Origin of the sequence: Cognataquiflexum aquatile (assembly GCF_003316845.1) — a bacterium.
GTDB classification, from domain to species: Bacteria; Bacteroidota; Bacteroidia; order Cytophagales; family Cyclobacteriaceae; genus Cognataquiflexum; species Cognataquiflexum aquatile.
This window is the reverse complement of sequence record NZ_QMIK01000007.1, coordinates 134,928-149,803: the sequence shown is the minus strand read 5'-3', so window position 1 is coordinate 149,803 and position 14,876 is coordinate 134,928. Positions and strand designations below refer to the sequence as shown.

Below are 14,876 nucleotides of genomic sequence, written 5' to 3'. Positions count from 1 at the left end.
GTATAAAAAATAGTATAATTATTATTTGAGAATCTAGTATTTGTATTTTGGGAATACAAGCATTATCGAAAAAATATTATACCAATCATTAAGAAAAATTATGGATTTTTAGAAACCATTAATTTAACTTTAATTCCTTATCGTATCTTCACCGTTCAAAATCCATAAATCCAAATTTCAAAATTATGAAAAACACCAGAATCTATTTCTTTGCATTAACCTTGATGTTGTTTTTGGCAGCTTCAGTGCAGTCTCATGCCCAATTACAGTCTCCTTCAGCCAGCCCCGCGGCATTTGTATCTCAAAATGTTGGTTTTACAAAAATCAGCATTGACTATTCCTCTCCAGCTGTAAAAGGAAGGAAGATTTTTGGAGAGTTGGAAAAGTATGGAGTAACATGGAGAGCAGGTGCCAATGCTACAACCATCATTGAATTTAGCACAGGAGTAAGCGTTGGAGGTAAAAATCTGCGTGCCGGAAAATATTCCATTTTCATCACACCAATGGCTTCTGGCGAGTGGACTGTTCACCTTAACGGTAAAGCCAATTCAGTTTTTACCTACATGAAAGACGGCAAAATCGACGAGGAAGCAATGGCAAAAGATGATGCAGTTGCTATCAAAGTAACACCAGTAATGACAGCGGATTCTCAGGAAAGACTTTCTTACGCCATCTCTGCAGAAAACAACAAAGTGGCCAAGGTGACTATGGCGTGGGAAAAAGTAAGACTGTCATTTATGGTTGACACTCAGGTGGACCAAAAAATGGAAGGCTTTAAAGGAGCTTTCTGATTATTCCCATTACATCAAACGGAAAACAAAAAAACCTCCTTTTTGGAGGTTTTTTTTTATGCTCTTTTGGTTTACTTCTCTGTCCATTTAACTCCGGTATCTTTCCAACTTTTTGAGGCTGCGGAGTCAAGTACTGCCTGACAGACTTTTTGGGTTTCGTAGGCATCTTTGAAAGTCGGTGAGCAGGGTTTCCCGGTTTCTAAGCTTTGGAAAAAATCCGCTGCATGATGGATGAAAGAATGCTCATACCCGATGCTAGTTCCGGGAATCCACCACCTTTTCATGTAAGGCTGTTCTCCTTCAGTAATGTGGATTTTTCTCCATCCCCTGACATGAGGATCATCTTTATGGTCAAAATATTCCAGCCAGTTCATGTCGTGTAAATCCCACCTGATCGAGGCATGTTCTCCGTTTATTTCAAAGGTATAAAGGGCTTTGTGCCCCCTTGCATACCTGGTAGCTTCAAAAAGCCCGAGAGATCCATTGTCAAAGTGGCAATGAAAAATACATGCATCGTCAATGCCGACTTTCTGAACCTGTCCGCTTCCCTGATGAACCCTTTCTTTGACGAAAGTTTCGGTCATGGCTGACACATCTTTGATGCCGCCGTTAAGCCACATGGCCGTATCGATGCAATGCGCCAAAAGGTCTCCAGTCACCCCCGAACCTGCAGCGTCTACATCCAATCTCCAGAGCCCATCTCCACCTTGTGGCAGTTCGGGATTGATTGTCCAGTCCTGGAGGAAATTGGCCCGGTAATGGAATATTTTCCCCAGTTTTCCCGAGTCGACGATTTGCTTGGCTAAAGTCACGGCCGGGACTTTTCTATAATTATACCAAACAGTATTTGCTATACCTGCCTTTTCTACGGCTTTGACCATTTTTTCACCTTCCTCCAAGGTTTTGGAGAGCGGTTTTTCGCAAAGGATCATCTTTCCTGCAGCAGCTGCCGCAATGGCTATTTCGGCATGAAAAGCATTGGGTGTACATATATCCACAGCATCAATGTCATCTCTTGCAATGATTTTCTTCCAATCTGTTTCGTATGAGGCATAGCCCCACTGTTCAGCAAAGGCCTTGACCTTATCTTCCCTCCTTGCGCATACAGCTTGCAATACTGGCAGGTATTCAAATTCAGGAAAAAAGTCAGGGATGCGCTTATAGGCGTTGGTGTGAATTCTACCCATCAAGCCCGTTCCTATGAGTCCGATTCTTATATGTTTTTTGCTCATGTGTTATTCTGGTTTTCTATTTGAAAATTTTAAAATTGGAAGATTCAAAGGGTTAGAAAGTTTAAAAATTTCAAGGTTCAAAAGTTGGAAAGAATTTCAAATCCTCCTTAATACTTCCCACTTCAAACTTCTTACTTCCAACCTTTTACCTCTTACCTTTTACTTCATACTTCCCACTTCGTACTTCCCACTTCCTCCTTACCCAACCCATCCATGTGCATTGCGCACTTCGATCATTTTGGCAAGGATGTCGTTCCAAGTCTGCTGCTTGCCCATCACGGCATTGGGAAACATACAGCCATCCCAACAAATATGCTGGAAGGCTTTGGTCAGTTCTCCATCTGCATTTCGCAGCCAATGGCCTGCGTCTCTAGCAATATCAAGTTTGCCATTTGGATCATTAGCAAGGCAATGTCTGCCTGTTTTGTCATGCGAACCCGAACCGAAAACTGTCCCGTCATTTTGGGCCACATGGAAATCAATGGTCCAAGGACGGAGTGCTTTTGTCAATTTTTTGAATGCTTCATCCAATGTCTCCCGGTCATTCCAGTCAAAGTTCTTTGGAAGAATCCTGTCATCCGGGCTGTTGTAACCCAACATGTAAAGGAAAGTATGGGACATATCTGCCTGAAATCCGATGTTGGGTCTGTTGGTCTGGTCAAGAGTATCCACCATCGCCCTCCAGCTGTGCATGCCTCCCCAGCAGATTTCACCTTCGGCAGCGAGCTTTTCTCCAAAATCCGCAGCCACATCACAAGCTTCTCTGAATGTCTGTGCAATCAGTTTGGTATTGTTGATCGGGTCTTTGGCCCAGTTTTCAACACTGCTAGCCGAATCAATCCTTACTATTCCGTAAGGTCTCACACCAAGGTCTTTGAGTTTTTGACCGAAAACACATGATTTGCGGACCATTTCCACAAACAGCGCCCGGTCTTCCTTACTTCCCATAGCAGGCCCACCCCAGATCGGCGCAACAAGGCTTCCGATGTTCAGGTTGAGTTTCTGCACTTTTTCTGCCAATCTCTTGATACCGTCATCGGACATATCCAGATCAATATGTGGATCAAAAAGCCCGATATCAATACCGTCAAACTTTACTCCATTGACTTCTGCGGCGGCGGTATATTGCAGCATGTCTTCAAATGAAATGATTGGCTCTGAGTCGGGGCCTTTCCCCACAATACCCGGCCAAGTCGCATTGTGTAGTTTTGGATAGTTATTTTGGGACATGGTATTTTGGTTATTTGTTAATGGTTATTGGATGGATTATTGTTATTCGGTTAATGGGTATTTTGCTAGAAGGTTAATGGTTATTTGGTTAATTGATTAACTGATTTCGAAATCAGAGCTTTTCTCGCTTCTCGGCTCTAATATCTCGCCTCTTTTTACTAGATACTTATACTTTTTTACGTCACCCTGAACGTAGTGAAGGGTCTCCACTATAAATGAGATTCTTCACCTTCGCAGGCTACGGTTCAGAATGACGTAACCAAAATTCAATTTCTAATTTTCAAATCCGGATTGTCAGGACCGAAATGCTTCAACATGACAATGGGATCGGTTTTTGAATGATTTGTGATTTTGACACCAGCCATCGCAGCTTTTTCGCTGACGAAATATTCGTCATGGGTCAACTGTCCAAACCGGATCAGGGCTGGTGTTTCGATATCCCAAGCCCCCATTTTTCCATGGCCCTGCATCATGATCATGCCGTAAGCGGCATTGTCGGTGATGGTTACAGTCTGACCCGGGAAAACGGTTAGTTCTTTGGCACTGTAATCGTGAGAGCGATAGCAAATCCAAGACTCATGGTATCCTGCAGCATGCATTTTCTCCATATCATGCACGGGCTTTGGTTCCATGTAGTGGTTGTCCATCAGGTTTGGATTGACATTCAAATCCCAATTGATCATCTCCAAAAGCAGCTCATAATCTCCGATTCGGTCTTTTGGAGTGGCATTCCATAGGAGTTCATCCGGAATGATGGCCTCATTGACCAAGGACTGGTACATGGCAAAAATATCTGAAGCTTTTTGTGGTTCGTAAGTACACAAACTTCCCGGTGCATGGAGCATTCCGGGGGGTACATCCCAACCTGTTCCGGGTTGTAGTCTGAATGCCTGAGAATAATTGGTGATCTTGTTGTCGCCCTTGTTGAAGTTTTTCAAACAGTCAAGGATGGTTTCCTTGGATGTCCCCGGGGCAATTCCGAAGAAAGTATAGGGAAAATCCCCGCCGTGGTTATTCACCTGCGGTGGAAAATAGTAAGCTTCAGGCTTTCCGTTTTGTCCGGTCAGTGCACCGAATTCATCACTCGGATGGATATGGTGAGGAAGCGGGCCCATATTGTCAAAAAACTTGGAATACATCGGCCACGATTTGTATTTGTTCCATAACCTGTCACCGATGATTTGGGCCCCGATGTCGGCTATGGCATCTTTCAACAAGAAAAGCTCGGTTTTGCCACCGTCTTCAAAAGCGATATGGCTGAGACCTTCATTTTTACTTGTTAAGGGGCCGTTTTGGGCAGGAGTCGTCGAAGAAAACCAACGCTCGTCAATTCCTCCCCGGGCTCCCCCAAGTGCATAATAATCGTCAGGATGAAGTTTGATTCGCCTTCCCGGAACACAAAAAGAACGCGGCACCCATGTTGGGGTCAATCTCAGAATTCCTTCTCCTTGGTCTAATGCTTTTTTTGCCAAACTCATTGTTGTTATTGGTTAATGGGTTGTGTTGATTGATAAATAAGCTTAATATATTTCTATCTGATATTAATTGATATTTGATATTAATGGATATTATTTAAGGAATGGAGGTTTGTGTGTTTGTCATTTCATGTTTTTTAGCTTCCCCTGATTAATTCTGCAATCTCATTATCTCTTGACAAAACCCTTATCTCCAGGTCATAGACTCTTTTTTCTTTGGGTTCCAAAAGAATCAAAGTACCGTTTTTTCTTGCACCACTTTGGCCGATAGGTGGGTTGGTAGCCGGCTCTAGTGCAGTCACATATTCACCTTTTCCCCAATGTTGCCAGTTGATCAGCCAAGGAAGCTGGTTCTTGTTGAAGGTAAGAGAAAGACCGATTCCAAGTTTTTGGTTGACAAATCCGCAGGTGCTTTTCCCGTTTTCATCGGCTTTGGGATCAATAAAGGCTACATCTTCGCCAAAACCCGCATGGGCATCCATCGGAGCTGGGCATTTTTTGAAGTTGTTTTTTGGGTTGAAAATCCTGTTGTTCGGATCTTTGTCCATGGAATTCCATTTTCCTTCCCAAACGATTTCTGTTCCTTCATCTATCAGCGGCCAACCGCAATTCAAATGATAGAGCAACATGTGAGGTGCCGGCGTATTGCCAAGGTTGGTGATTTCATCCCTGACCTTGATAACAGGCTCGCCCAATATTCCTGAAATGGTTCTTTTCATCTCCAATGAAGGACCAAAGCAAGTTGTCTCCCGGATGATGCCGGTAATACTCATTTCCATGTTTCCATTAAGTGGATCAGGTTGAATGATGGATGTGATTTCTGCCGGGATATTACTTGCATTTCCATGTAATCCTCTATTTCCAAATTCATCGGATTCGGGACCGCCAACATGTGAAAGCCCACAGGTGGTCAACAATCCTCCTCCAAATGTCCTCAGCCAATCAATCCCTTTGTTTGAAAACGGTTGAGGTGAAGTGATACCTGCATGGCTGATCCAAGCCAGGCTGTGTGCATTGAAGAAGGCATCGGCAATGTCCATTCCTCTGTCAAGTACCACTTTGTATCTCAGGCCTGTTCCGGTATTGATCCAGGCGATCCGAACTCCCTTACCCAATCCATTGTCCAAAACGGATGTTTCAATCCCTCCCAACTGCATGGGGTTGGAGATTTTGTCTTTCCAATTGGACTGCTTCAGCTCGTTCAAATCACTCATAAATCCTGTAAAATATTCAAAATTCAATTTATCATCTGAAATCTATGTCGGTATCCTGTTCTGTCAGGCATGAAATTTATCTCCCTTAAAATTAGCTATTTAAAACTATCAAAAAAGCCAAGTTTAACTTTTTCCAGGCATGAAAATTCCGGATTTTCAGAATATTCCAATAGTTATTCCAGTGTATTTTAACCTACAGAAATGATGAACCAAAAAGTACATAAGACATTTTGTAAATTTTTATCCATTCATAAAATTCTCCTGCGTATTATCAATTACTTTCCAATCCAAATGGAGATTTCAGTACATTGAAGAAGCTTTAAACCTAAAAAAACCATGAAAATCAACACATCACTTCCGATCCTCCTTGGGATTATTTGCTTCTTTTTCGCTTCGGAGCTTTTAGCCCAAAGCAGTAAAAGAGATTATTACGAATTGAAGATTTATCACATAGATAGCAAAAACCAGGAAAGCCAGATTGACAATTACCTGCAAAATGCCCTGTTGCCCGCTTTGCATAGAAATGGAATCGAAAAAGTCGGGGTTTTCAAACCGATTGCGACCCCACCCGATGCCGGTAAAAAAATATATGTATGGATTCCGTATAAGTCCTTGAAGCAATATGTGGGCCTTCAATCCAAATTGGATAAGGATGCTGCCTATCTAGTCGCGGGAAAGGACTATATCAATGCGCCTCACAATAATCCCCCATACAAAAGAATAGAAACTGCGTTTTTGCAGGCTTTTTCGGGAATGGCAAGGTTCATGGAATCAAAAGTAGAGGGGCCAAAAAAAGACAGAATTTACGAATTGAGAAGTTATGAGGCTGCGACCGAAAGATTGTATAGACAGAAAGTAAAAATGTTCAATGAGGGAGAAATAGATATTTTCTTCAAATTGGATTTCAATCCTGTATTTTTTGCCGAGACTTTGGCCGGTGCCCAAATGCCAAATCTGATGTACATGACCACATTTACCAATATGGAATCAAGGGATGCGCATTGGAAAGCATTTGGAACAGATCCTGATTGGGACAGGATGAAAGTGATGGAGGAATACCAAAATACGGTTTCCAAAAATGATACCCGACTTCTTTACCCGACTGACTATTCGGACATCTAGAATTCGATAGTGGTGAAAGAAAAAGGTCCAACATGTTTTATCATATTGGACCTTTTTTAATTTTATAAAAATCATGCAAGTAAAATGATAAATCAGCTTAAATCATGGCAGAAGACCAAAATGTCCGGTACATCGGACTTCCGACTTCCGTCCTGTCTGAAGAGAAATATTGGGTTTCTTTCAAAGAAGCGGATGACTATGAAACTTAAAGCTCCTTCAATTGGATATTCCGGAATTTGACCTGCATCGGAGGACCGACATGGACCTGAATTCCCAATAACCCCTTCATACTTCTGTTGACAGTGTCTTCATCCACCACTTCACTGATCAGCACGCCGTTGACAAAGTGCTTCATCACATTACCTTGGACCACAAGATGGATCATATTCCAATCTTCGCTTTTGATCAATGTCCTCAGGGAATCCGCATCTCCCAATTCTCCAGTAACGCGAAGGCCTTTCCAGGCATTTCTCTCAATATTACCCTGTAATTCACCTGCCGGAGTTTGGGGGTCGATGGTGGTTTTTTGCCCGATATAGGCCAAAGTGGTACGCTTTCTTTCTTCGTAGTTTTGACCCGTGTAGGCATTTTTGCCATCAATATCCGCCTGATAGCCGCGCAATGCAAAAGGAAGCTCTGTGAATCTTTCACTCCTGTAATTGATACCGGAATTGCCGTCCTTGGTGATATTGACTTCAAGTTTGAGTTCAAAATCCGCCGGTTCACCGCCTTGCCAAATCAAAAAGGAATTTGCGTCAAGAATGGTCTCAGGCGTAATTTCACCTACAATATTACCGTCCTCTACCCGCCAATAAGTGGAATCGCCTTCCCATCCTGAGAGACTTTTTCCATCAAAGATGGAGACGAATCCGGTAGGTTCAGGAGCTGCACTTGGCGGGACAATACCCGTTTCCCCGCTTTTCATTTCTGTATTGTGTACGGGATTGTTGCATCCTGCCAACCCGATTAAAACAAGGGTCATCATTGGAAAAGTATTTTGCCAAAAGGCTGACTTTTTCATTTGGTTTTTAGATTAAATATGGAAAATATCACTTGTTATTTATACACTTCATGGTCGGCATTTCCGCCCGAGATCAGGTAAGCCACCAAGTCTTTCAACTCTTCCTCATTGAGTCTATTGATCATCCCCGGCATCATGACGGAGACTTCAGAGAGTTTTTTGCTCTTGACATCTTTTTTGGCGATTTCCCTGATCATATCCGGAGCAAATGGGTTTTGGGAAATGAAATATTTGTCCGCATCCTCATCAGTCAGTTTACCCAAAACCGAGCTTCCATCAGCCATATAGAAAATGGTGGCGGCATATTGGTCTGAGATGGTATTGTTGGGATTGATGGTCGCATCGAGAATGTCTTTTGCAGAAAACCTCGTGCCTAACTGTGTGAGATCGGGACCGATTATTCCACCTTCACCTTTCATCGTGTGGCAGGATTGACATAAAGTAGCAGCGTACATGGCTTTTCCTTTTACCAAATCCCTTCCTTTAAGATTCGCCATCAACGGCAATGCTTCCTCTACAGTCCATCTTCTTCCCGGACCGACAGGCTGTACATCGCTGACGATAAGGTCATTGCCACTCCCGGTCAGCAAGGAAGCCCCGGACATTTCATTGTATTTATCAAAATCAGATTTGGGCACATGTGTCAAAGCCATTTTTCTGGCCCTGTCCACAAATCCAACATAGCTTACGCCTCCTTTGTATTGGAAGGCATCATGGATCCAGGTGAAATATTCCTCACGCAATTCCGGTGTCCATCCGACTTTGGCATTTCCCAAAACCGTAGCCAAATAGGATTGTTGGGCAGGAGGGACACTTGAGAGCATCTCTGCGATGTCCAATCCGTATTGGGGATTTCTCAAGATCAAATCCGAAGAAGAAGTAAATGTCTTCTGATAATCCGCATCGTCTTTGGCGGTTTTCAACAAAGCAATGCTTTTTGAAACGGCGTCAGGGGCATCGATATAGACCAAGACTTTACTCAAGGCCCTGTCAAGGTGATTGTCATTTGAAGGGAAATTAGGATTCAGGTAAGCCACTAGCTGAGATTTCAAATCTCCTGTAGGAACGCCTTGCCTGAACAGCGTCAGTTCAAAGGCACGGATCAGGTTTTGCTTATCTGTATTGCTCAGACTCCCATAATCTACACCCATCATTGCCTGAAGCATCTGTGGCTGCTGGGATTTGTCAGCATGTCTTGCCATGGCAATCATGGCTTGGGTCAGGATTTTTGGATCTTTTTCAGCCAATGCTTTGTCTTTCCATTCGCTGATTGGCTGGTGTTCCAAAGCGACCCTTGCAGCATATTGTATAAACCTGTCTTCGTCCTTCAGGTAAGGCCAAACAAAATCCACCGCACCTGCTTTTGGCCCGCCCGTATGGAATTCTTCCAGTTTTCTTCTGGTTTGATGCGCTTCGGGAATTTCCGAAGATGTGCTTGATACTTCGGTATTTTCATCCCCTGCGTAATACACTCGGTATACATCAGACTCCAACCTTCGTCCTCCGGTCATAAAATACATCGCTCCGTCGGGGCCGATGGCGCCATCGGTCAATGCCAGCGGTGAACCTGAAATAAATTCCTCTGCTGTGGCCGAATAAGTAGCACCTGATGGGGTCAAGGTGACCGCATAAATGATCCCAAAACTCCAATCGAAAGCATACAGTGCTTTTTGGTATTTCTCAGGAAATTTTGCACCTGTTCCAAACATCACGTTGGTGGGTGATCCTTGTCCGATATTCAATGTAGCAGGTAGGTTATCAGGATAATTGGGCGACCATTTTTGGTTTCCTGTTCTCCAGCCAAACTCACTTCCACTTGTGACATGGCAGATTCGGGTGGGTCGGTACCAAGGCATTCCAAAGTCCCATTCCATGTCCGAATCATAGGTAAACAATTCTCCGGATTCATTGAAAGCAATGTCGTAGGCATTTCTGAAACCCACGCTGAAGAGCTCCCAATTTTTCCCTTCAGGATCGATTTGAGCAATCCATCCTCCGGGTGCCATGCGGCTGTTGGCATGTCCACGGGGATCTTTGATCACCGGAAATACATTGTCTTCATTCCAAACCCTTGGGATTCTGTAGGCATTCATTTCAGGCACATCGACATGGTTTCCTGCTACAATAAATATCGACTTCTTGTCAGGTGACAAAATCATGCTGTGCGGACCATGTTCTCCGGGTTCGCCCTGAAGCGATTTAATCAAGGTAATCTGTTCGTATTGGTCATCGCCGTCCAGATCCTGAAGTCTGTAAAGGCCTGTTCCTTTTTCAAATTCCTCGTTGGCATTGTGGTTGACGGTGACATAAAGGCTATTAAAGGCAAAAAGAACACCCTGAGCAAAACCCATCCCGATCTTGTCATCCGGTCCGGTGCCTATTTTCAGTTTTTCCACTTTAGGAGCCAAAGAGTCCGAACCGATCGCAGGGATTTCCAGACGGTAAAGAGATCCGTATTGGTCTGTGACGACCATTCGGCCTTTGTCATCGAAGGTCATTCCGACCCAAGAGCCCTGCCCATGTTCTCCTGGGCTATAAAGATGTTCGGCCTTGAAACCTTCAGGAAGCTTTAATTTGGCGACTTTGGGATGGAGGGGTTTACTTTCTTCTTCTGTTCCTTTGCCACAGGAAAAGAGAATTCCCGTGACCAAAAAAAGGCTGAGGAATTTTAAGGTTAATTTGGTGGAGGACATATTTTTTTTGGTTTGAAATTGTTCGGTTGATGGTTTGTTTGATTGGGTTTTATGGTAATAGAAATTTCATTTCAAGTTAACTCAAATAGATTTTCAAGTGAAACCGTTCATGGATATACTTTTTGAAGCTTTTGGTATGACTAACCCTTTAGCAATCGCATTTCCACTTTTCCGTGTCCGTCCGGCGTGGTATAGAAAGGCCGCTGCTCGATGATATAATTCGTGTCAGGAGCAATGCCTAATGCATGGTAAACCGTTTGGTGGAGGTCATTTATTTTGATGGGATTTTCTATGGTTTTGCAGGGACGCTCATCGGCAGTTTTGCCAAAAACATGACCTCTTTTGATTCCTCCTCCAAACATCAATACCGAGCATCCATCGGTAAAATGCCGATGCATGCCATAATTTTTCATGTCTTCGATGATTTCCGGAACTTCTACCTGATCCAAGACTTTCAGGTCAGGCCTGCCTTCAGTAAGCATATCCCTGCTGAATTCACTCGCGACGATCACCATCGTGCGTTCCAGTCTACCGCTTTCATCCAGGTCTTTGATCAATTGAGCTATCGGTGCATCGATCATTTTCTTCATGTCTTTCAATCGGGTATGGCCATTGTCATGGGTATCCCAACCGAAAAAAGGTTCGTATTCCGTCGTCACGCTGATAAATCTCGCTCCCTGATCGACCAGTCTTTTTGCCAATAGACATCCCAATCCAAACCTTCCTGTATTGTATCTGTCGTAGCTTTCCTTTGGTTCCTGAGTCAGGTCAAAAGCCTTGGCCTCGGGAGAATTCAAAAGCATATAAGCCTGTTCCATGGATCTTTTGAGGGATTCCTTTTGGTAATCACTGCCAAATTCCCCCATCGCACTTTCCTTGATCAGGTTTTCATAAAGTTGGTTTCGGGACTCAAACCTTTTGGTAGACATTCCCACCGGCGGTCTTACACTTTCCAGACCTGATGTAGGATCAGGAATCAAAAATGGTCCAAACTCACTCCCAAGAAATCCTGCACTGTGAAATGCCTTTAGCTCTTCTCCTTCCCCGACAGTAAATCTTTGACCGATATTGATAAATGGGGGAATGACAGGATTGAGCGGACCCAATTCTTTGGCAATCCACGATCCGAGATGGGGCACGACCACCGATTGCGGCGGTTCGTAGCAGGTATGCCAATGGTATTGGTGGCGTGTATGTAGAATATGTCCGAGGTCTGCAGCGACATAGGAGCGGATCAGGGTTCCTTTGTCCATGATTTTTCCGATGGATTCCAGTCCTTCGGAAAAATGGATACCGTCCAAAACTGTCGGCACTGAAGGGAAAGTACTGAGTACTTCACTTGATTGCATGCCTTTTCGGAATGGCGTATGTTTTTTGGGATCGAAGGTTTCGGTATGGGCCATTCCTCCGGCCATAAAAAGCAAAATGACCGTGTCCGCCGTAGCGGGAATGGAGATTTTTGAATTACAAGAGGACATCAAACCTGCAAAAGGAGCACCGGCAGCCATGGCGGCGATGGCGGCTGCGCTGGTTTTTTTCAAAAAATCCCTTCTGTTCAGGTCCTTTCTCATTGTTTCCTTTTCCTTTTAATAAATAAGCTGAAATTCAGGCAACAATACAATTGCCCAAAAGAAATCCTGTATCTGACCCACATCCGGAGAGTTTCCCAAAGCCGCTAAGGCGATTTCACTTTCTTTTTTGCTTGGTTTTCGGAGCAAAGCTTTGTTGTAAACCTCTTCAATAATGATGGGTCCGTAATTGTATTTTTCTTTCCACTGCGCTGCACCTTTTTGCAAAACAGTGTTGAGTCGCTCGCCATTGGTCAATTCCAAAGCCTGTAACAAACTCGCCTGTGAATCACGGTTGGTGGAGACAATTTCCCGGTTTGGCCTTCCCAAAGCGGTGAGAAAGCTGTTGTTGGCGACAAGGGAAGCCCGGGTAAAGTGGATATTGGAACTTTGCTCCGTAAGAAGTTGACTTGGATTGTATTTGAGGTCTTTTTCTTCAAAAACAGGACTGAAAACCTGACTGACTGCATCTGAAAATTGCTCGGCGGTCATTCTCCGCCTCACCATCCCGTTGAAAGTATAATCGGCGGCAACCAAAAGGTCGGCACTTTTCACCCCGGATGATTGCGATTGGTAGATTTTGGAAGTGCCGATCAGGAAGATCAATTCCTTCAGGTCATAGTTTTTTTCTACAAAATCCGATGCGAGCCAATCCAAAAGGTCCTGACTCCAAGGTTCATTGTCCATTTCGTCCACGGGCTCGACCATGCCGCGGCCCATCATCTGTTTCCAGATACGGTTGACAATGGTACGGTACATCCTACCATTGGCCGGTTGGACGAGGTATTCTGATAACTGCCTCAATTTTTCTGAGCGGGTGGCGCTGCTGTCCATCTCGCCAAGTTCTTCCCAAAGGATCCTGGTACTTGCTAATTTTCCGATAGGTTTTTCACACCTGCTGACTTCCAAAGTAGAATCGGCAAAAATATTGGCAAAAGCATAGGCTTCTTCCAATTTCCAGTCGCTGATAAAGCTGTCGTGGCATGAGGCGCATTTGAGGTTGAGTCCCAAGATTACCTGACCCACATTTTGGGCGGCCTGCATCTCAGTTCGTTGGCTTGCATTGACTGTTCCTCTCCACCTGATTCCCTCAATAAATCCTTTGGAAGCGTCGGTCGGATTCAATAATTCTTTTACAAAAACATTATAGGGTTTGTTGCTTTGCAGGGATTTGTAGAGCCAATCGGTGATATTGTAGCGGCCATTGGTGATGTATCCGGTTCCGGTGTAGTCATTTCGCAGGGCATCATTCCAAAACGTCAGCCAATGAGTGGCATAATCATCATTTCGGTCAAGCAGTTTCCGAAGCCAAACAGCTCTTTTGTCAGGATTGGAATCCTTGGTAAACAATTCCAATTCTTCAGGGCTCGGAACCAATCCAACCACATCTAGATAAATTCTGCGGAGGTAAGTCCTGTCATCGACTGCAGTCTGCCAAGTGAGGTTGTTTTCTTCGAAATAAGCATTCACCCAAAGGTCGATGGGATTTTCAAGTCCGGTAGATTGTGGTGGTAATACCGGTTTTCTCGGTGCCAATTCCGCTACCCGATAGACGCTTTTTTGCTCAGCACCATCAGGCCACGGTGCGCCTTTTTCTATCCAAAAACCGATCAGGTCAATTTCCTCCTTGCTCAAATGCTTTCCTTTGGAAGGCATGACATCTTTGTGGTTTTTTGGCAAGTTGATCCTGCGGAAGAGCTCACTTTCATCAGGATTTCCGGGTGAAATAACAGCACCGGATTCTCCTCCTTGAAAGACAAATTCCCTTTCATCCAACCTCAGCTCGCCTTCGGTCTTTGCGCCGCTGTGGCATTTGTAACAGTTATGCGCCAAGACAGTCCGGACTTCCCCGATCAACTGCATTTCCTTTTCAGGACTTAATCCTGATGCACCGCTTTCGTAAGCAGCCAAGTCAAAACTGCCGGAATCATAAGAATTGCTGTTGTTCCAAGGGAAAGTTTCAGTCAAAAAATCCTCGCCATGTGTCAAGGATGCTCCAAAATGTCCCGAAAATCCGACTCCAAATGCGGCTATAAATAGCACTGCGCGGTAAGCTTTTATTTTTCCGGTTTGTTTTTTCTTTCCAACCTGATTCAAAAAGTAAAGTACAGCTACACTAAAAACCGCAGATCCAATTCCTAACCATCGGTGTAGGTCTAACAGGTCACCTTCCACAGCATCATTGGTGGCCAGCAAAAGCCCAAAGACAGCCGCTATCAAGACGGATATAGCACCTGCCAAAACCATTAGGTTGATGCCGGGCCGTAATTTGGATTGGAATTTACCAATCGTAAAGAATTCAAGAAAAGCGCCAAACAGCAGCAGGGCAATAGGAAAATGCACCACCATAGGATGGAGCCTCCCCAAAAACTGCCAAAGCCAAAAGCCTTCTGAAATCATCTTAAAATTTAACGGAATAGATTTGATTAATAAATCGTAATCCTAATTTTCTTCTCTTTTGGATAAAAATCCATCCTGTACCTTCACGTTTCTCTTTTTCGGCAGAACATTCAAAATAGCTTTTTGCCGA

Annotated in this window: 10 protein-coding genes; 2 read left to right on the top strand and 8 right to left on the bottom strand. The window is 44.0% G+C overall.

What is annotated here, in order from left to right:
- Nucleotides 1-185: 185 nt before the first annotated feature.
- Nucleotides 186-791 carry a DUF2911 domain-containing protein gene (locus DQW11_RS19025; protein WP_113925696.1) on the top strand — a complete coding sequence of 202 codons (606 nt, stop codon included), beginning with the start codon at nt 186-188 and terminating at the stop codon, nt 789-791.
- A 71-nt stretch (nt 792-862) separates the two neighbouring features.
- On the opposite strand, the gene DQW11_RS19020 is transcribed toward DQW11_RS19025, so the two are convergent.
- From DQW11_RS19020 to DQW11_RS19005, 4 genes are all read right to left on the bottom strand, one after another.
- Entirely contained in the window at nt 863-2,023 is a 1,161-nt protein-coding gene (locus DQW11_RS19020; RefSeq protein WP_113925695.1) for a Gfo/Idh/MocA family protein, read from the bottom strand.
- A 198-nt stretch (nt 2,024-2,221) separates the two neighbouring features.
- Nucleotides 2,222-3,253 (bottom strand): sugar phosphate isomerase/epimerase family protein, encoded by a 1,032-nt coding sequence (locus DQW11_RS19015; RefSeq protein WP_113925694.1) that lies wholly within the window; start codon nt 3,251-3,253, stop codon nt 2,222-2,224.
- Nucleotides 3,254-3,519: 266 nt separating this feature from the next.
- Nucleotides 3,520-4,731 (bottom strand): cupin domain-containing protein, encoded by a 1,212-nt coding sequence (locus DQW11_RS19010; RefSeq protein ID WP_113925693.1) that lies wholly within the window; start codon nt 4,729-4,731, stop codon nt 3,520-3,522.
- A gap of 134 nt (nt 4,732-4,865) precedes the next feature.
- Nucleotides 4,866-5,942 carry an aldose 1-epimerase family protein gene (locus DQW11_RS19005; protein WP_113925692.1) on the bottom strand — a complete coding sequence of 359 codons (1,077 nt, stop codon included), beginning with the start codon at nt 5,940-5,942 and terminating at the stop codon, nt 4,866-4,868.
- Nucleotides 5,943-6,278: 336 nt separating this feature from the next.
- Between DQW11_RS19005 and DQW11_RS19000 the strand changes: the two genes are divergently transcribed.
- Nucleotides 6,279-7,064 carry an NIPSNAP family protein gene (locus DQW11_RS19000; RefSeq protein ID WP_113925691.1) on the top strand — a complete coding sequence of 262 codons (786 nt, stop codon included), beginning with the start codon at nt 6,279-6,281 and terminating at the stop codon, nt 7,062-7,064.
- Between the two features lie 205 nt (nt 7,065-7,269).
- Here the strand turns inward: DQW11_RS19000 and DQW11_RS18995 are convergent, their stop codons facing one another.
- The 4 genes from DQW11_RS18995 to DQW11_RS18980 form a co-directional block, all read right to left on the bottom strand.
- Nucleotides 7,270-7,989: a 3-keto-disaccharide hydrolase gene (locus DQW11_RS18995; RefSeq protein WP_113925802.1), complete on the bottom strand. Its 720-nt coding sequence runs from the start codon at nt 7,987-7,989 to the stop codon at nt 7,270-7,272.
- A gap of 131 nt (nt 7,990-8,120) precedes the next feature.
- The gene (locus tag DQW11_RS18990) at nt 8,121-10,778 is read right to left on the bottom strand and encodes a c-type cytochrome (RefSeq protein WP_113925690.1); all 2,658 of its coding nucleotides are present in this window, start codon (nt 10,776-10,778) and stop codon (nt 8,121-8,123) included.
- Between the two features lie 140 nt (nt 10,779-10,918).
- A complete protein-coding gene (locus DQW11_RS18985; protein ID WP_113925689.1) occupies nt 10,919-12,349 on the bottom strand; it encodes a DUF1501 domain-containing protein in 1,431 nt (476 codons plus the stop codon).
- Nucleotides 12,350-12,364: 15 nt separating this feature from the next.
- Nucleotides 12,365-14,746, bottom strand: a complete 2,382-nt coding sequence (locus tag DQW11_RS18980) for a DUF1549 domain-containing protein (RefSeq protein ID WP_113925688.1) — start codon at nt 14,744-14,746, stop codon at nt 12,365-12,367.
- Nucleotides 14,747-14,876 lie beyond the last annotated feature (130 nt).